The 17,805-nt window shown below is 63.2% G+C and carries 15 protein-coding genes and 2 pseudogenes; 5 read left to right on the forward strand and 12 right to left on the reverse strand.

Annotated features, from left to right (window positions below):
• Nucleotides 1–26: 26 nt before the first annotated feature.
• Genes ACPDZI_RS21165 through ilvG form a run of 3 tightly spaced genes read right to left on the reverse strand, consistent with a single transcriptional unit; the run spans nucleotide 27 to nucleotide 2,878 of the window.
• Nucleotides 27–971 carry a branched-chain amino acid transaminase gene (locus ACPDZI_RS21165; protein ID WP_146062453.1) on the reverse strand — a complete coding sequence of 315 codons (945 nt, stop codon included), beginning with the start codon at nucleotides 969–971 and terminating at the stop codon, nucleotides 27–29.
• 12 nt (nucleotides 972–983) lie between these two features.
• Nucleotides 984–1,235 (reverse strand): acetolactate synthase 2 small subunit, encoded by a 252-nt coding sequence (gene ilvM, locus ACPDZI_RS21170; protein WP_005306810.1) that lies wholly within the window; start codon nucleotides 1,233–1,235, stop codon nucleotides 984–986.
• Nucleotides 1,232–2,878, reverse strand: a complete 1,647-nt coding sequence (gene ilvG / locus ACPDZI_RS21175; RefSeq protein ID WP_438833742.1) for an acetolactate synthase 2 catalytic subunit — start codon at nucleotides 2,876–2,878, stop codon at nucleotides 1,232–1,234. The genes ilvM and ilvG overlap by 4 nt, the downstream gene beginning before the upstream one ends.
• A 383-nt stretch (nucleotides 2,879–3,261) precedes the next feature.
• Here ilvG and ACPDZI_RS21180 point away from each other — a divergent pair.
• The 3 genes and pseudogenes from ACPDZI_RS21180 to ACPDZI_RS21190 all read left to right on the forward strand — a co-directional run bounded on the left by ACPDZI_RS21180 (nucleotide 3,262) and on the right by ACPDZI_RS21190 (nucleotide 6,760).
• Nucleotides 3,262–4,775: pseudogene (locus tag ACPDZI_RS21180) on the forward strand (YifB family Mg chelatase-like AAA ATPase).
• 120 nt (nucleotides 4,776–4,895) lie between these two features.
• Entirely contained in the window at nucleotides 4,896–5,810 is a 915-nt protein-coding gene (locus ACPDZI_RS21185) for an acyltransferase (RefSeq protein ID WP_187269067.1), read from the forward strand.
• Nucleotides 5,804–6,760 carry an acyltransferase gene (locus ACPDZI_RS21190; RefSeq protein WP_168968149.1) on the forward strand — a complete coding sequence of 319 codons (957 nt, stop codon included), beginning with the start codon at nucleotides 5,804–5,806 and terminating at the stop codon, nucleotides 6,758–6,760. Before ACPDZI_RS21185 ends, ACPDZI_RS21190 begins: the two co-directional genes overlap by 7 nt.
• Here the strand turns inward: ACPDZI_RS21190 and ACPDZI_RS21195 are convergent.
• Nucleotides 6,706–7,191 carry a DUF523 domain-containing protein gene (locus ACPDZI_RS21195; protein WP_194758912.1) on the reverse strand — a complete coding sequence of 162 codons (486 nt, stop codon included), beginning with the start codon at nucleotides 7,189–7,191 and terminating at the stop codon, nucleotides 6,706–6,708. The two genes, ACPDZI_RS21190 and ACPDZI_RS21195, sit on opposite strands and share 55 nt — an antisense overlap.
• On the reverse strand, nucleotides 7,188–7,838 hold the full coding sequence (locus ACPDZI_RS21200) for an NUDIX hydrolase (RefSeq protein ID WP_011707866.1): 651 nt from the start codon (nucleotides 7,836–7,838) through the stop codon (nucleotides 7,188–7,190). Before ACPDZI_RS21200 ends, ACPDZI_RS21195 begins: the two co-directional genes overlap by 4 nt.
• A gap of 75 nt (nucleotides 7,839–7,913) precedes the next feature.
• Between ACPDZI_RS21200 and ACPDZI_RS21205 the strand changes: the two genes are divergently transcribed.
• Nucleotides 7,914–8,549, forward strand: a complete 636-nt coding sequence (locus ACPDZI_RS21205) for a nicotinamidase (protein WP_438833743.1) — start codon at nucleotides 7,914–7,916, stop codon at nucleotides 8,547–8,549.
• 101 nt (nucleotides 8,550–8,650) lie between these two features.
• Nucleotides 8,651–9,829 (forward strand): nicotinate phosphoribosyltransferase, encoded by a 1,179-nt coding sequence (gene pncB, locus ACPDZI_RS21210; protein WP_187269070.1) that lies wholly within the window; start codon nucleotides 8,651–8,653, stop codon nucleotides 9,827–9,829.
• Nucleotides 9,830–9,904: 75 nt separating this feature from the next.
• Here pncB and ACPDZI_RS21215 read toward each other — a convergent pair whose 3' ends face one another.
• From ACPDZI_RS21215 to ACPDZI_RS21245, 7 genes and pseudogenes are all read right to left on the reverse strand, one after another.
• Nucleotides 9,905–10,513 carry a thiol:disulfide interchange protein DsbA/DsbL gene (locus tag ACPDZI_RS21215; RefSeq protein ID WP_011707872.1) on the reverse strand — a complete coding sequence of 203 codons (609 nt, stop codon included), beginning with the start codon at nucleotides 10,511–10,513 and terminating at the stop codon, nucleotides 9,905–9,907.
• A 137-nt stretch (nucleotides 10,514–10,650) separates the two neighbouring features.
• Nucleotides 10,651–11,638: pseudogene (locus ACPDZI_RS21220) on the reverse strand (serine/threonine protein kinase).
• A gap of 91 nt (nucleotides 11,639–11,729) precedes the next feature.
• Complete coding sequence (gene ccoG, locus ACPDZI_RS21225) at nucleotides 11,730–13,175, reverse strand: cytochrome c oxidase accessory protein CcoG (RefSeq protein WP_438833744.1); 1,446 nt, start codon at nucleotides 13,173–13,175, stop codon at nucleotides 11,730–11,732.
• A gap of 199 nt (nucleotides 13,176–13,374) precedes the next feature.
• The gene (locus tag ACPDZI_RS21230) at nucleotides 13,375–13,638 is read right to left on the reverse strand and encodes a YihD family protein (protein WP_005306857.1); all 264 of its coding nucleotides are present in this window, start codon (nucleotides 13,636–13,638) and stop codon (nucleotides 13,375–13,377) included.
• A 30-nt stretch (nucleotides 13,639–13,668) separates the two neighbouring features.
• Nucleotides 13,669–14,823: a diguanylate cyclase domain-containing protein gene (locus tag ACPDZI_RS21235; RefSeq protein ID WP_438833745.1), complete on the reverse strand. Its 1,155-nt coding sequence runs from the start codon at nucleotides 14,821–14,823 to the stop codon at nucleotides 13,669–13,671.
• Nucleotides 14,824–14,949: 126 nt separating this feature from the next.
• Complete coding sequence (cueR, locus tag ACPDZI_RS21240) at nucleotides 14,950–15,339, reverse strand: Cu(I)-responsive transcriptional regulator (RefSeq protein ID WP_041209465.1); 390 nt, start codon at nucleotides 15,337–15,339, stop codon at nucleotides 14,950–14,952.
• Between the two features lie 10 nt (nucleotides 15,340–15,349).
• Nucleotides 15,350–17,782 carry a heavy metal translocating P-type ATPase gene (locus ACPDZI_RS21245; protein WP_438833746.1) on the reverse strand — a complete coding sequence of 811 codons (2,433 nt, stop codon included), beginning with the start codon at nucleotides 17,780–17,782 and terminating at the stop codon, nucleotides 15,350–15,352.
• Nucleotides 17,783–17,805: the final 23 nt, after the last annotated feature.

Here is a 17,805-nt window from a genome sequence, read left to right on the forward strand (position 1 = left end):
GGAGGCATGACGCCTCCCCTCTCTCATCAGTCGTTGACGGGGGTCAGCCAGCCCCACTTGTCTTCGGTCTGGCCATTGAACAGGCCGAAGAAGGCGTTTTGCAGCTGCTCGGTCACCGGGCCACGGCAGCCAGCGCCCACCTTCATCCGATCGACGGAACGCACCGGCGTCACCTCGGCCGCCGTGCCGGTCATGAAGATCTCGTCTGCGACATACAGGGCCTCACGGGGCAGCGCCTGCTCGCGCACTTCGTAACCCAGATCACGGGCCAGCGTCATGATGGTGTCACGGGTGATGCCGGGCAGGATGGCGGCGGTAGCGGGCGGGGTAAACAGCACGCCGTTCTTCACCAGGAACAGGTTCTCCCCCGCCCCTTCGCTCAGGTAGCCGTTCACATCCAGCGCCAACCCCTCGGCGAAGCCGTTGCGCTTGGCCTCGCGGCTGATCAGCTGGGAAGACAAATAGTTGCCGCCAGCCTTGGCGCCGGTGGGAATGGTGTTGGGAGCGAGCCGGTTCCAGGAGGTGACGCACACATCCACCCCGTTTTTCAGCCCCTCTTCCCCCAGATAGGCGCCCCACGGCAGGGCGGCTACCATCAGGTCGGCCTTGGCATCCAGCGGCGGATGCAGCCCCAGCCCCACGTTGCCGACAAAGGCTAGCGGGCGCAGGTAGCCGCTCTTCAGGCCGTTCTCGCGCACCACGGTGCGGCAGGCTTCATTCACTTCAGACTCGCTGTAGGGGACGTCCATCCAGTAGATCTTGGCGGAGTCGAACAGGCGGCGGGTGTGCTCCTGCAGACGGAAGATGCAGGTCCCCTTGGGGGTATCGTAGGCGCGCACCCCCTCGAACACCGAGGAGCCGTAGTGCAGGGCGTGGCTCATCACGTGCACCTGGGCATCCTGCCAGGGCACCAGTTTGCCGTTGAACCAGATGTATTGCGGGTGAGTGGCGGATTGGGAAGGCTGTGACATTGGCTTGGCTCCTTAAGCTCTGATCCGGGGTTGCTGTTCCAGTGCATCGACCCGGGAGACGTCCACCAACTTCACCAGCTGGCTCCACAACTGCTGGATGGGACGCACCGACTCGACAGTAACCGTGATCCGCAGTTGTTGGCAATCCTGCTCCATGTTGAGGGCGCAGAGGTTGAAACCGCGGTGACGAACCACCCGCAGCACCCGCTCCATCACTTCGGGTCTGGGCTGGGCATGGATTTGCAAGGTATTGAACTGACTCATGGGCGTTGCTCCATCATCTGGTGGTTGGCGACTCCTGGCGGAACCAGGGGCCAGACGTTTTCTTCCTCTGAAATGGCCACATGCAGCAGGTAGGCACTCTCGCTGGCCAGCAGGCGATCGAGGGCGCCGGCTATCTGATCCTTGCATGTGATGGTTTCGCCGGGGATGCCGAAGGCGGCAGCCAGGGCGATGAAATCGGGGTTGTCGGAGAGGATGGTCTCGCTGTAGCGGCCGTCGAAGAACAGCTCCTGCCACTGGCGCACCATGCCGAGGCGCTGGTTGTCCAGCAGCACCATCTTCACCTTGAGCTGGGCCCGGCGGATGGTGCCGAGCTCCTGCACGTTCATCATGAAGGAGCCGTCACCGCTCACCAGCACCACTTCATCTTCGGGGCGCGACATCTTGGCGCCGATGGCGGCCGGCAGGCCGAAGCCCATGGTGCCGAGACCGGCGCTGGAGAGGTGGTTGCGCGGACTGGTGAAGCGCATGTGCTGGGCCACCCACATCTGGTGCTGACCCACGTCGCAGGCCACCACGCTGGTCTCCGGCAACCTGGAGGAGAGCTGCTTGAGCAGCGCCGGGGCATAGATGGGCTGGCCGGGATGGTCGTAGCGAAAGGCATACTCGCGGGCCATGGCGGCACAGTGTTCACGCCAGGGGTCGATGGAGAGGGACATGGCGAGGCGCGGCAGCACCTGTTTGAGATCCTGGGTGATGCCCACCTCGGCGGCGCGGCGCTTGCCGAACTCGGCGGCGTCCACATCCAGATGGATCACCTTGGCTTCGGGGGCGAACTCCTCCAGCTTGCCGGTCACCCTGTCGTCGAAACGGGCGCCCACCACCAGCAGCAAGTCGCACTGCTGCACCGCATAGTTGGCAGCCTTGGTACCGTGCATGCCGAGCATGCCGAGATAAACGGGGCTGTCGGGGTCGAGTGCTCCTATCCCCTTGAGGGTGGTGACCGCAGGCATACCGGTGGCGGCGGCAAACTCGCGCAGCTGCTGTTCGGCATTGGCCATGCCCACCCCGCCACCAACGTAGAGCACCGGGCGCTCGGCGGCGGCCAGCAGGGTGCGGGCGGCCGTCAGTTCGGCCTGGCTCAGATGCTCGGGCTCTGCCACCGCAAACAGCGGGCTCTGGGCAGGCACCGCGGCCAGTTGCACATCCTTGGGCAGATCGATCAGCACCGGGCCCGGGCGCCCTTCACTGGCAATGGCGAAGGCTTCGGCGATCACCTGCGGCAGATCGGCCACATCGGTCACCATGAAGGAGTGCTTGGTGCAGGAGAGGGACATGCCGAGCACGTCGACCTCCTGAAACGCATCGGTCCCCACGGCGGCGCAGGGCACCTGACCGCTGATGGCCACCAGCGGCACCGAATCGAGCAGCGCCTCCGCCAGACCGGTTACCAAGTTGGTGGCGCCAGGGCCGGAGGTGGCGATGCAGACCCCCACCTGACCGGAAGCGCGGGCATAACCCACCGCCGCCATGGCGGCACCCTGCTCGTGGCGACATAGCTGGTGGGCCAGGCCACCGTCATACAGGGCATCGTAGACCGGCATGATGGCCCCGCCCGGGTAACCAAACACCTGAGTCACACCCTGTTGTTTGAGAGCCTGTACCAAAAACTGCGCGCCATTCATCTGCAAAATCCTGTCCCGTGGTCGAAAAAAAACCCCCGAGCTGTGAGGCTCGGGGGTCGCTTGTTTCGTTCTGTCCGGTGGTGGGTCTATCCCTTGTTCCGTGCAGCTAAACGAGCCCCGAGCGGTGAGATAATAATCACCACTAGGACCACAATAATGCTGACGAAACGGGAGGCCATGTTCATAGTTACAACCGGAAATCCTGTGAAATTGGGCGGTTTTTACCGCGAATGGCTATTAGAACTAGCACGGTGATTTTTATTGGGCAAGCGTTTTTTGCCTGACAAGACTCTGATTTTGACTGAGTCCGAACGCGTTGATTGGAACAAAAAACTAATAAAAAACGGTTAACCAGCACATACATCAAACCAAGGACGGGATTTATGTCATTAGCTGTGGTTTATAGCCGTGCCAGCTTAGGTGTTGCGGCCCCGCAAGTGACGGTGGAAGTCCATTTATCCAACGGGCTGCCCGCCTTCAACATGGTGGGCCTGCCGGAAACCTCGGTGAAAGAGTCGCGGGATCGGGTGCGCAGCGCCTTGCTCAACGGCAATTTCGAGTTCCCGAGCAAACACATCACGGTCAATCTGGCGCCCGCCGATCTGCCCAAGGAGGGGGGCCGTTTCGATCTTGCCATCGCTATCGGTATTCTCGCTGCTTCCAAGCAGATACCCGCAAAATACCTGCTCGATCACGAATTTTTAGGCGAATTGGCCCTGACCGGCGAGATCCGTCCCGTGCTCGGGGTGCTGCCCGCCGTGCTCGCCTGCCGCGACGCGGGGCGCACCCTGCTGGTACCGCGAGAGAATGGCCCCGAAGCCTCCCTCATTCAGGACGCCGAAGTGCGCACCGCCCATCAGCTGCTGGCCGTCACCGCCTGGCTGGCAGGCCAATACGAGCTGCCGCTGCCGGATCCCCAGACCACGGATGCCCTGCCCGATGTGCCGGACCTGCAGGACGTGATCGGCCAGTCCCAGGCCAAGCGAGCGCTGGAGATCGCCGCCGCCGGCAGCCACAACCTGCTGTTCATCGGCCCGCCCGGCACCGGCAAGAGCATGCTGGCCAGCCGATTGCCCGGCATCTTGCCTCCGCTGAGCGAACAAGAGGCGCAGCAGACCGCCGCCATCTACTCCATCGGCGGCCTCACCCCGCGCGCCGGTCACTGGCACCATAGGCCCTACCGCACGCCGCACCACAGCGCCTCGGCAGTGGCGCTGGTGGGGGTGGCAGTCACCCGCGGCCCGGTGAAATATCCCTGGCCCACAACGGGGTGCTGTTTCTGGATGAGTTACCCGAGTTCGAGCGCAAGGTGCTCGACTCCCTGCGCGAGCCGCTGGAGACCGGCCACATCACCATCAGCCGGGCCGCCCGCCAGGTGGATTTCCCCGCCCGCTTCCAGCTGGTAGGCGCCATGAACCCCAGCCCTTGCGGCCACTATGGCGATGGCCAGACCCGCTCCAGCCCGGATCAGATCCTGCGCTACCTCGGCAAGCTCTCCGGCCCCTTTCTCGACCGCTTCGACCTGACGGTAGAGGTACCGCTGCTGCCCAAGGGCAGCCTGACCGGCAAGGCGGAGCGGGGAGAGTCGAGCCAGCAGATCCGCGAGCGGGTGCTGGGGGCGCGGGAGCGCATGCTGAGCCGCAACGGCAAGCTCAACAACCTGCTTGATAGCCGTGAGATCGAAGAAATTTGCCGCTTGTCGCCGCAGGATGCCGAGTTTCTGGAGAACGCCATCCAGAAGCTGGGGCTCAGCATCCGGGCCTGGCACCGCATCCTGCGGGTGTCGCGCACCATAGCCGATCTGGCAGGACGACAGGCCATCGAGAAAGAGCACCTGATCGAGGCGCTCGGCTACCGGGCCATGGATCGGCTGCTGTCACGGCTGCGCAGCGGCTGATACGGGGCAGGAAGCGACCGCGATGACCCCTTGCATGGTCTCGCGGGCCATCGGCTGATATTATGGCCACAGATCTGACCACTTGATGGCCCCTTATCGACAGCAAGACGGACCCGACCCATGCCCAACAAGCTGATTGAGCGACTGCGCGGCAGCCTCTCGACCCTGCTCTATTTTCTCAACACCCTGTTCTGGTTTATCCCCATCCTCACGCTGGGCCTGCTCAAGCTGTTGCTGCCCCTCAAGGGGTGGCGCACCCTCTGCAACGCGCTGCTGGATGGCAGTGCCGGCTGCTGGATCGGTTTCAACAACCTGATCCAGAAAACCATCATCAAAACCCCTTTCGATGTGGTCGGAGTGGACAAAGGGCGCCGGAATGAGTGGTATATGGTGATTGCCAACCATCAATCCTGGGTCGACATACTGGTACTGCAGCGGATTTTTAATCAAAAAATCCCCTTCCTGAAGTTTTTCCTCAAGAAAGAACTGATTTGGGTACCTTTTCTCGGCCTGGCCTGGTGGGCGCTGGATTTCCCCTTCATGCGGAGATATTCGCGCAAGTTGCTGGAAAAGAAGCCGCATCTGAAGGGAAAAGACATAGAGACCACGCGCCAGGCCTGTGCCAAGTTCCGCCATATTCCGGTGAGTGTGATGAACTTCGTGGAGGGCACCCGCTTCACCGCCCGCAAACACGACAAACAGGCGGCACCCTATCGCCACCTGCTGCACCCGCGGGCTGGCGGCATCGCCTTCACCCTGGCGGCCATGGGGGATCAGCTGCACAAGCTGGTGGATGTGACCATCGCCTATCCGGACGGCATCCCCAGTTACTGGGACTTCATGTGCGGTCGGGTCAAGGAGATCAAGGTTCGAGTCCGCTTTTTGCCGATCGAACGCAATCTGGTGGGGGATTACTTCAATGACCCCGAGTTCCAACAAGAGTTTCAACAGTGGCTGAACGGGATCTGGCGCGAGAAGGACCAGACCCTGGACCAGCTGCTGGCGGACAAGACGCCCTCAACGACGCCATGCTAACCCTGCTCCCAGGTCCGCTGGTGCTGCTCATCAGCGCCGGCCTGACCATACTGTTTACCGCCCTGTGCGCCAGCCTGATCCTGCTGGTGTCACTGGCCAAGCTGCTGCTGCCGATCCCGGCCTTTGGCCGTGCCTGCAGTCGCCTCAACAACCGTTTCATGCGCCTGTGGCTGGCCTGCAACGCCCTGGTGATCCGCCTCACCACCCGCATCGACTGGCAGGTGGAGGATGACACCCGGCTGCGCAAGGATGGCTGGTATCTGATCATCAGCAACCACATGAGCTGGACCGATATCGTGGTGCTGGGTCATCTGTTTCGCGACCGGCTGCCGGTGCCCAAGTTCTTCATGAAGCACGAGCTCATCTACATCCCGCTGCTGGGGCTGGCCTGCTGGGGGCTCGATATGCCCTTTATGCGTCGCTACTCACGGGAGTTTTTGCTGAGGAATCCGCACCTGCGGGGCAAGGACATCGAAACCACCCGCAACGCCTGCGAGAAGTTTCGCCACATCCCCACCACCGTTATCAACTTCGTGGAGGGGACCCGCTTCACCGAGGCGAAGCGCGACGCCTCCCGCTCCCGTTACCAGCACCTGATGTCGCCCAAGGCGGCCGGGCTGGCCTTCACCCTGGCGGCCATGGGAGAGCAGTTCGACAGCCTGATCAACGTCACCATCAGCTACCCGGACAACCCCGAAACCCCGTTCAAGGATTTCCTGATGGGACGGATGAAGCGCATCCGGGTACGGATCGAGGAGCTGCCGGTGGATGAGCAGCTGGTGGGGGATTATTTCAACGACAAGCAGTTCAAACGCGGCTTCCAGCAGTGGCTGAACCAGCGCTGGCAGGAGAAGGACACCGTGCTGGCGCAGTGGCAGGCAGCCGATGCGGCGGCTCAGGCCGAGCCGCGGGCAGCCAAGGCGAGTACCGAGGCCAGCTCGGGCAGCTGATCCTCGCTGAACACCAGGATGCCGTGGCGGCGCAACAGGGCCGTGGTCATGCCCTCGCCCGCCACAGAGACCCCCTCGAAGCGGCCGTTATAGATGCGGCCGCTGCCGCAGGAGGGGCTCCCCTCCTTCAGCAGGGCGAAGCGAATGCCCTGAGCCTGGCAGAGTTGCAGCGCCAGCCGGGCGCCGTGATCGAACTCTGCCGTCACATCCAGTCCACCCTCGGTCACCACCCGCTCGCCTTGCCGTTCGGCAGGGGGGCGCGGGGTCGGCAGGCCGCCCGCCACCTCAGGGCAAAACGCCAGCGCTCGTCCTTCAGCCCCCAGCTCGCGCAGCCAGTCGCTGACGATCCCCTTGCTCTGGCCGTCGTAGCGCACCGGCTGGCCCAGCAAACAGGCGCTGACCAGCACCTTGTGCACGCTGATCTCACTCACGCTTCCGCTCCGTTCATCACCTGATCGAACATCACGCAGCAGGGGCTCTCCATCCGGTAGAGGATGGCGGGACGCTGCTTGCCGGTACGCTTGCGGCCGGTATCCAGCAGGATGCCGGCGCGGTGGATCCGCTTGCGAAAGGCCGCCGTGTTCATCGGCGTCTGCAGGATGATCTCGAAGGCCCGCTGCACCTCGGAGAGGGTGAACTCGGCCCCCAGCAGTTGCAGCGGCAAGGTGCTGTAACGGCTCTTGATCCGCAGCCGCTCCAGCCCCCTGGCGATCAGCTGGGTGTGGTCGAAGGCGAGGCTGAGCCCCGGCAGGTCACAGAGCGGGTGCCAGCAGCCGTGCACGGCTTCGACCTCGGAGTCCACCAGACAGAGATAGACCAGGGTGGTGGACCAGCCGCGGGGATCCCGCTCCAGATTGCCAAGGGTGCAGACCTGCTCGCTGTAGCAGTGGCCCAGGCCCCACTCGGTGAGCAGGCGATGGCGAGCCGCGTCCAGATCCCGATCCCGGGTCTCGTCGATACGCAGCGCCGGCAGTTGCCAGCAGTGGGCAAAGGGCGGGCGATCGCGGGTCTCAAGCAGCAGCTCGAGCCGCTCCTCGTTCAACCGCAGCACCACCATATCCAGACTCATTCTCAACATGCCGATCGCCCTGCTCGCCTTCGATTAATGTTTGGTAGATAATATCACACGAATAGTATGTGCAGGAGCCACTCAATGGGAACCGTCGCCAGCCTGGATATTGATGCGCAGAAGGGCTTTACCCCCCTCTGCCCGAACGAACTGCCCGTCGCGGGCGGGGATGATATTGTGGCTGCGCTCAACGCTCAGGCCACCCTCGCCAGCCTGCGGATCGGCAGCAAGGATTCGCATCCCGCCAACGCCGCCTGGGCCGTCAGCGATCCCGCCGGCATCTTGCTGCCGCTGGATTTGCCCAACGCCGACCTCACCTGGCCGGTGCACTGCGTGCCGGGTACCCGCGGCTTCGAACTGCTCGACGGCCTGCCGGCCCCGGTCGATTACGACTTCTTCGTCTGGAAGGGGGTCGAGCCGGATCTGCACCCCTACGGCACCTGCTTCCACGATCTGGCCGAGCGCCGCAGCACCGGACTCATCGAGTTTCTGCACGCCCGCGGCGTCACTACCGTACTGGCCGGCGGCCTTGCCACCGACTACTGCGTCAAGACCAGCGTACTGCAACTGCGCCGCGCCGGCTTCCGGGTGATCGTCCATCTCGATGCCTGTCGTGGCATCGCCCCCGAGACGGTTGCCAGCGCCCACACCCAGATGATCGAGGCCGGCGCCGAACTCGCCCAGACCCTGATCGATGTACAACGCCTGCTGGACGCCTGATATGCCCCTCATTCTCATCAGCCTGCCCGATACCGGCGTCTGCAATCTACAAAAGCGGCAGGGGAGCACTCTTGCGTTCATCCACCTGCGGGGAGTCTGATATGCCACCAATACTCAACAGCCTGCTCGATACAGATGCTTACAAGCTGCACATGCAGCAGGCGGTGTTTCATCGCTATCCGGATGCCGAGGTGGTGGCCGAGTTCCACAGCCGCAACGAAGAGGATCTGCTGCCCATGATGGGCCAGATCGAGGAGCAGCTTCACCTTGCCGGCTCTCTACGGCTGACCAGGCCCGAGCTCAACTTCCTGGCAGAGCGTCCCTTCTTTACCGCCGATTACCTGGATCACCTGCGTCGCAAGCCGCTGGATGCCTCCCTGCTCAAGGTGTTCGAACAGGACGGTCGCATCAACGTGCGGGTCGAGGGCCCCTGGCAGGACGTGATCCTGTGGGAGATCCCGGTACTCGCCATCATCAGCGAGATGCGCAACCGCTTCCGCTACCCCCAGTTCGGCGTCAGCCAGGCGCTGGAGCGGCTCGATCAGAAGATCGACAAGCTGGAGCGGGAGCTGAGCCGGGAGGAGATGAACGAGTTCAACCTCATCGACTTCGGCACCCGGCGCCGCTTCTCCCTCGCGGTGCAGGATGCGGTGGTGGGTCGCCTCCAGGAGCGGCTGCCGGCGTTTCGCGGCACCAGCAACTACCTGCTGGCCCAGAAATACGGCCTGCCGGCGGTGGGCACTCAGGCCCACGAGTGGTTCCAGGCCCACCAACAGCTCGGCTTCCCGCTCGAGCACAGCCAGCGGGCCGCCCTCACCAGCTGGCTGGATGAGTTCACCAATCACCTCGGCATCGCGCTCACCGACTGCATCACCATGGATGCCTTCCTGCGCGACTTCGACTTCGAGCTGGCCAGCCGCTATCAGGGGCTGCGCCACGACTCCGGCGATCCCGTGGTGTGGGGCGAGAAGGCCATCAGCCACTATCAGCGGCTCGGCATCGACCCCACCGAGAAGACGCTGGTGTTCTCCGATGGCCTCAACCTCGACAAGGCGGTCGAGTTGTTCCGCCACTTCCGCGGCCGCATCAACACCAGCTTCGGCATCGGCACCAAGCTCACTTGCGATCTGCCCGGCGTGAGTCCGATGAACATCGTGTTCAAGCTGATGGAGTGCAACGGCGGTCCGGTCGCCAAGATCTCCGACAGCCCCGGCAAGACCCTGTGCCGGGATGCGGACTTCATCCGCAACCTCAAGCAGGCGTTCCACGTCGGGGTCTGACCTCGGCCAATCTGATGGCAAACAAAAAGCCCGCCGGTTTGCACCGGCGGGCTTTTTTCATCGGGTCTGATGGGATCAGTCTTTCTTGGCCAGCAGGAATTTCACCAGCTGGTTGAACTGTTCCTGGGAAGTAATGGATTCGATCTTCACCATGTACTTGCCGTTGACCAGGAAGGCCGGCACACCGCGGATGTTGTAGCTCTCGGTGTTGCGGTCAAACTGGGAGACCATGCCGGAGACGGCGAAGCTGTCGACGGCACCGTCGAACTCCTCGGCCGGCACACCGTTGTCCACGAAGATCTGCTTCACGTCGGCACGGCTCTGCGGGTACTGACGCTGGGTGTGGATCTTGTCGAAGATGGCCGGGGTCAGCTTGCCTTCAACATTCAGCAGGCTGGCAACGGCGTAGGCACGCTGCATCTCCGGACCCATCTCGCGGCCCAGGAAGGCCACCGGGTTTTTCTTCATCGGCACGCCTTCCGGCAGGTTCTTCTTCAGATCCTCGGCAATCGGCTCGAACTTGGCGCAGTGGGGGCAGTAGTAGGAGAAGAACTCCAGCACTTCCGGTTGGGCGCTACCGGTCTGCTTGACCACATCGTAGTTGACGCCTTCCTTGAATTCGGGGGCGGCGTGAACCATGGGGATCATCAGCATGGCAGCAAGGAAAAATAGTACTTTTTTCATGACGTTTCCTGTTAAGGGATCACTGTGAGGCACGCCCGGCGAACCGAAGCAGTGCCAAGCCTATTGCGTCACCACTGCGCAGTCAATGGTCAAGCTGGGTGCGCGAGTCCCGTCTGCCGCCCGCTCTCTTTCCCTCATCACCAGCCGGGTGTCAGCGTCAGGGGGGGCCTTGAGCGCTTCCAGCTGGTCGTGCAGGGTCGCTATCTGCTGGCGCCAGTAGTGATCGGTGTTGAACCAGGGGAAGTGGCGCGGGAAGGCAGGGTCTTCCCAGCGCCGGGCCAGCCAGGCCATGTAGTGGACGATGCGCATGGCCCGCAGCGGCTCGATCAGCGCCAGCTCGCGCGGGTCGAACTCCATGAACTCCTCATAGCCCGCCAGCAGGGTATCCAGCTGGATCAACTGCTCGTGACGCTCGCCGCTCAGCATCATCCAGAGATCCTGGATGGCGGGGCCGCTGCGACAGTCATCGAGATCGACGAACATGGGGCCGTCGCGCCAGAGGATGTTGCCCGGGTGGCAGTCGCCATGCAGAGAGATCTGGGCCACGTCCAGGGTCATGGCGTCACTGACATGCTTGATCAGCTCGTCCAGCACCCCGAAGAATTGCTTGGCCAGCCCGCTCGGCAGCCACTCGCCGGACGCCAGCAGCTGACGCGGTTCGTGCAGCATGCTCTCCACGTCAAGCCGGACCCTGTGATGGAAGGGGCGGCTGGCACCAATCTGGTGGATGCGGCCGAGGTAGCGCCCCACCCACTCCAACTGGTCTAGATTGTCCACCTCGAACTGGCGGCCTCCCACGCTCTGCCAGATGGCGAAGGGGTAGCCCTGATGCTCCAGCAGGGTCTCGCCGGCAAAGGCGATGGGGGCGGCAACCGGGATCTCCGCCTCATTGAGGCGGGCGGCAAAGTCGTGCTCTTCGAGGATCTGGGCCCGGCTCCAGCGACCAGGACGATAGAACTTCACCACGTAGCGGCGACGATCTTCATCCTGAAACTGGTAGACCCGGTTTTCGTAGCTGTTGAGTTCGATGAGACCGGAGTCGATACGCAGGCCGCTGAGGTCCAGCGCATCCATGATGAGATCGGGATTGAGGTCGGAATAGTTGAAACGCATGTCATCCACCATGAGAAAGGGGCGCCGTTGCGCCCCATTCTATCACTACTGCTTATCATTGCCGCGCCAGATGACCGGCTAAAACCGGCCATAGTGGCGACGGTCACAGCCGGCTGATGAACTTGCTGGGCTGGCGCAGGATCCCCTTGCTGTCGTCCGCCGCCCCTTCCCGTTTCAGTACGAAGCGGATGTCCAGGGTCGGCTTCTTCAGATTGAAGGGGTCGACCGCCACGCTCACCGGCAGGGTGAAGATCTCGCCCGCCTTCAAGGTCACCTCGCGCGGGCCAAACCATTCGTGCTCCGGCAGCCCCTCCACATCCAGCTGATAGGTCTGGGGATGCAGGGTCTTGTTAAGGATCTTGAGGGTGTAGGTGTTCTCGATGAGCCCCTCGCTGTTCTCCCGGAACAGCTGGTTGCGATCCCGCAGAATATCGAGCCCCATCGGCATGATGGACATGGCGTTGTAGACGAACACCCCCAGCATCACCGTCATCACCAGGCCGTAACCAATCAGCTTGGGCCGCGCCACGTGGGTGGAGTCGTTGGCCAGCTTGTGCTCGGTGGTGTAGCTGATGAGCCCCTTCGGATAGCCCATCCGCTCCATGGTCTGATCGCAGGCATCGACGCAAGCACCGCAGTTGATGCACTCGTACTGCAGACCGTCGCGGATGTCGATGCCGGTCGGGCAGACCTGCACGCAGAGGTCGCAGTCGATGCAGTCCCCCAGCCCCAGCGCCTTGGGATCGGCCTTGCGGGCACGGGCACCACGGGTCTCACCGCGCTTGGCGTCATAGCCGACGATGAAGGTGTCCTTGTCGAACATGGCGGACTGGAAGCGAGCATACGGGCACATGTGAATGCACATGATGGCGCGCATCCAGCCGGCGTTGCCGTAGGTACAGGCGGCGAACAGCACCACCCAGAAGATGACCCAGCCGCTGGCCTGCAGGGTGAAGAAGTCCGGCACCAACTGGAACACATCCTGGAAGTAGGCGACGAAGGTGAGGCCGGTACCCAGCGACAGCAGGAGCCAGGCCAAGTGCTTGGCCCCCTTGCGGGCCAGCTTCTCGGCGTTCCAGGGCGAGGCATCTAGCTTGCGGCGCTTGTTGGCCGCCCCTTCCAGCTTCTCTTCGAACCAGATGAACATGAAGGTCCACACCGTCTGCGGGCAGAGATAGCCACACCAGACCCGGCCGAGGAAAGTGGTCACGAAGAAGAGCCCGAAGGCGGCGATCATGAAGATCCAGGCCAGCAAGGTCAGGTCCTGCGGCCAGATGGTGGCACCGAAGATGTGGAACTGCTGGTGACCGATGTCGAACAACACGGCCTGGCGACCGTCATAGCGCAACCAGGGAATGGCGACGAAGAGCACCACGAAGAACCAGCCCATGGCCTTGCGCACCCGCTGCCAGTAGCCGGTCTGGGCCCTCACGTAGATGCGGTTGCCGGGATTGAACCTGTCATCGCTCGCTTTGAAGGTATTGGGGTTGTATGTCCCCGTTACATCGCCGGTGACATCCTTGATATCGATCTTGTCCTGGTCGGCCATTGCAACACTTCGCTCCACTCATTAATTGTTATGGAGCGGATTATATCTTAAACAGCCTGCTAATTGTGTGGGTAAAATGTATCTAATGTTCGAGTAGCGTCGCAATTTCAAGCAACAAAAAAGACGTATCGCCAGTTGACGAAACGCCTTTTTGAGAGATTCTTTTGAACACCAATAAAGGCTCCAGCTGGAGCAATCTTTACTTGATGCCGCGGGCCTTGAGCAGGGCTTCCTTGAAGTCGGGCACGTGATCCTTGGCCAGGCCGGGGATCATCGCCTGCTTGTCGGATTCCCGCATCTTGAGGTGATAGATCAGCATGTCGTCGGTCAGCTCGGACAGAGGACCTTCAAATCCCGCTTCCTCGGCCAGTTTGGCAACAAACTGCACCAGGCTGAGATCCTGTTCCTTGATCCAGGCAGGCTGCAACAACTCCAGCAGCTCTTCGATACGATGACATTGCATAGACGACCTCTTTAATCTGTCTTGTGAAAATCAGGCAACCTTACCCATCAAGGCTACTTCGATACGATCCCGCCCATTATGCTTGGCCTGGTAGAGGGCCGCATCCGCTTTTTGAATCAGCTCGCTGATGGAGAGGCTCTGATCCGGCACCAGGGTCGCCACTCCAAAGCTGCAACTGACCCGCCCGGAAACCAGGGATTTCTGATGGGGAATGCTCAAATCCTTCAGCGCCACCCGCACATTCTCGGCGATCTGCAACGCCCCCTGCATGCTGGTACAGGGCAACAACAGGGCGAACTCCTCGCCGCCGTAGCGGGCGGCGAGATCGTCCTCGCGCCGCTGCACTTCCGCCAGCAGGCCCGCCACCTGCTGCAGGCACTCGTCCCCCAGCTGATGGCCGTACAGGTCGTTGAATTGCTTGAAGTAGTCCACATCCACCAGCACCAGCGACAGCGGTGCCCGGGCCCGGTGACAGCGACGCCAAGCGCGCTCGAGGCAGTAGTCGAGGTGGGCCCGGTTGGCGATGCCGGTCAGCCCGTCCAAGCGGGAGGTGAGCTTGAGGTGCTCGGAGACCGCCTTCAGCTCGGCCACCAGATCGGCGTTGGAGAAACGGTGGTAAAGCGAGGCTACCTGATCCCGCCGCAGGCGGCGCAGCAGGGTCGGCAGGAAGACGAACAGGTAGCCGGCCAGCATGCAGGAGACGATCCGCTCCTGCTCGTTGCCCGCCCCCAGCTCGAACAGCATGGCCAGCCCGAGCGGCAAGACGGCGCCGTAAAGCGAGCGGCGGCTGCCGAACAGCATGATGGCGCTGCCGGTGAGGATCAGGCTGGAGAGCATCATCATGGCCGCGCGATAGGTGTCGGGCAGCTTGTCCATGTAGAGCAGCACGCCCAGTGCCCAGATGATGGAGGTGATGGTCACCCCGATGAAGAGCTCCCGCTCCAGCACCGGCAGCGGGATCTGCGCCAGCCTGGGCTGACGCCAGCGCAGGTGCCAGCCTCGGCAGGTCAGCAGCAGCAACACCCCGGCCAGCCAGCCGAGCGCTTCGGCGGCGGGCAGGTAGTCGTGGAACAGCAGGCTCCAGCCAAGCGCCAGCAGACCCAGGCAAGGCAGGCTGAATGAGGCGTGGGTATAGAGCTGGGCCATGATGGCCTGCTTCACCTGACGTGTCACACTCTGGGTCAACTGCGTACTCCCTGTACAAGAGCCGCACAGTCTACCACTACCCCTTCGGAGCCAACAATAAAACGTCCGTTATTAAGCGGTTAGTCAGTCGATGATGCCAGGCCCCAACCTGCCGGCAGAGACGGTTCAGCCGCGCTCCAGCTCGTCGAGGATCGGGCACTCGGGGTTTTCATCCCCGTGACAGCAGCAGACCAGCCCCTCCAGCGAGCTGAGCATGGCCTGCAGCCCGGCGATGCGAGCGCGCAGATCGACGATCTTCTCCTGCGCCAGCTTCTTCACCTGGGCGCTGGTTCTGTGCTCGTCCCGATAGAGTGCCAGCAACTCCTGACACTCCTCCAGATTGAAGCCGGTCTCCCGCGCCCGCTTGACGAAACGCAGCTCGCGCAGGGCCGATTCGGTGTAGCTGCGGTAGCCGTTGTCGCTGCGCACCGGTGCCGAGATGAGGCCGATGCTCTCGTAGTAACGGATGGTTTTGGCGGTCAGTCCCGTGGCCTTGGCTACCTTGCTGATGTTCATGGATGACTCCTTAACGGTTCGATTCAGTGCTGACGTTGTGGCTGACCTGGGCGAGTGCCCGCGGCTGCCAGCGTTTCAGTAACAGGGAATTGCTCAAAACTGTGATGCTGCTCAGGGCCATGGCCGCCCCCGCCAGCTCGGGGCTGAGGTAACCCAGTGCCGCCAGCGGAATGCCGATGATATTGAACACGAAGGCCCAGAACAGATTCTGCTGGATGGTGCGCCAGGTCGCCGCCGAGATATCGATGGCATCGGCCACCAACCGCGGGTCGGATCGCATCAGGGTGATGGAAGCGGTCTCCATCGCCACGTCGGAGCCGGAGCCCATGGCGATGCCCACATCCGCCGCCGCCAGCGCCGGGGCGTCGTTCACCCCGTCCCCCACCATGGCCACCAGCCCGCGGGTTTGCGCCCGCAGCGCCTCTACTTTCTCCACCTTGCCGGCCGGCAGCACGGAGTCGAAGGCCCCGTCCAGCCCCAGCTTGGCGGCGATATGGGCCACCGGCGCCGGTGCATCGCCGCTCACCAGCCAGCTGGCGATGCCGCGCTGACGCAGGGTGGCGATGGCTTCCGGGCTCTCGGGACGCAGGGTATCGGCCAGTGCCGCGCTCCCCACTACCACACCGTCAATGGCCACCCAGACCCGGGTCGCACCGTCGGCGGGCTGTTCATCCTGTTGCGGCTGCTCAATACCGAGCTGAGCCAGCAGGGAGCCATTGCCGATGGCAACCCTATGGCCCGCCACCTGACCGACAATACCGGCACCAACCCGCACCTCGACCGCTTCCGGCTGGGGCAGCATTGCCTCTTTGTCGACCGCCTCGCGCATCGCCTGCGCCAGCGGGTGTTCGCTCGCCTGCTGAAGAGCGGCGGCGAGGCGCAGTTGCTCGTCGTTGCCACTCCAGCTCGCCAGCACCGGCTTGCCTTGGGTGAGCGTGCCGGTCTTGTCGAAGATGAGCGCCTTGATGGCGTGGGCCTTCTGCAGGGTATCCACGTCTTTGATCAGAATGCCGTGGCGCGCCGCCACCCCGGTGCCAGTGACGATGGCCGCCGGTGTCGCCAGCCCCAGCGCACAGGGGCAGGCGATCACCAGCACCGCCACCGCTGCCAGCAGCGCCTGACCGAAGTCGTTGCTGATGGCGTACCACACCAGCAGGGTGGACAGGGCGATGGCCATCACCACCGGCACGAACACGGCGGAGACCTTGTCCACCAGCTGTTGCAGCGGCGCCTTGCCCATCTGGGCGCTCTCCACCAGTGCGATGATCTTGCTGAGGCTGGAGTCCTCCCCCACCGTGGTGGCTTCGATCTCCAGCACGCCGGAGCGGTTGATGGCACCGCCCAGCACCTTGTCGCCCACACTGCGCAGCACCGGCAGGCTCTCACCGGTGAGGATCGACTCGTCCAGCTCGCTCTCGCCGCTCACGATTCTGCCGTCCACCGGCACCCGCTCACCCACCAGTACCCGCAGCCGATCGCCGCGCAGCACCTCGTCGATGGCGACGCTCTGCCAGCGCTCGCCGCGCCAGACGGTGGCGGTTTCCGGCCGCAGCGCCATCAGTTCGCGAATGGCGGACTGGGTGCTGCGTCTGGCCCGAGCCTCCAGCAACTTGCCGAGGGAGATCAGGGTAATGATGATGGCGCTCGCCTCGAAATAGAGCTGGCCGCTGGCAGCCATCCCCAGCGTCAGCAGCAGATAGAGGCTGTAGAAGTAGGCCGCGCTGGTACCGGTCGCCACCAGCACATCCATGTTGGCGGAGCGGTTCTTGATGGCGAGCCAGGCACCGCGATAGAAGCGGGCCCCGATCCAGAACTGCACCGGGGTGGCGAGCAGCAGCTCCAGCCAGGCGGGCAGATGCCAAGGCAGCAGACCGGCCATGGCCAGCATCCCCGCCAGCAGCGGTAGGGTGAGCAGGGCCGAGACGATGACCCGGGTTTGCGCCTGACGGGCTGTGGCGGCCTCCTGCGCTTCCCGCTCCAGCAACTGCTGGCGGCGGCCGCTGGCCGAGCCCTGCGCCAGTTGGGCGCCAAAGCCGAGCGCCTCGATCTGCTCGCGCAGGGCCGCGGGCGTCTGCATCCCGGGTACCAGCACGATCCGGGCCTGCTCGATGGAGAAGTTGACGTCGGCGGAGATGACGCCGGGCAGCGCCGCCAGCATCTTGTTCAGGCGGGCCGAGCAACCGGCACAGGTCATGCCGGTGATTTGAAACAGGATGGTCTCACTGCCATAGTCATAACCCTGCGCCTTGATGCTATCCAGCACCGCCGGCAAACGGTCAGAACTGGCCAGCTTGATGGCCGCCTGCTCCAGCGCGAAGTTGACGGTGGCCGATACCCCGTCGAGCTTGTTGAGGGCGGTCGTGATGCGGCCGGCGCAGTTGGCGCAGCTCATGCCGCTCAGCGGCAACTGCAGATGAATGGGTGATTGAAGATGAGTGGTCATGTTGTTCCTCCCCGGAACCCGTC

The organism is Aeromonas oralensis (assembly GCF_049665575.1).
GTDB lineage: Bacteria > Pseudomonadota > Gammaproteobacteria > Enterobacterales > Aeromonadaceae > Aeromonas > Aeromonas hydrophila.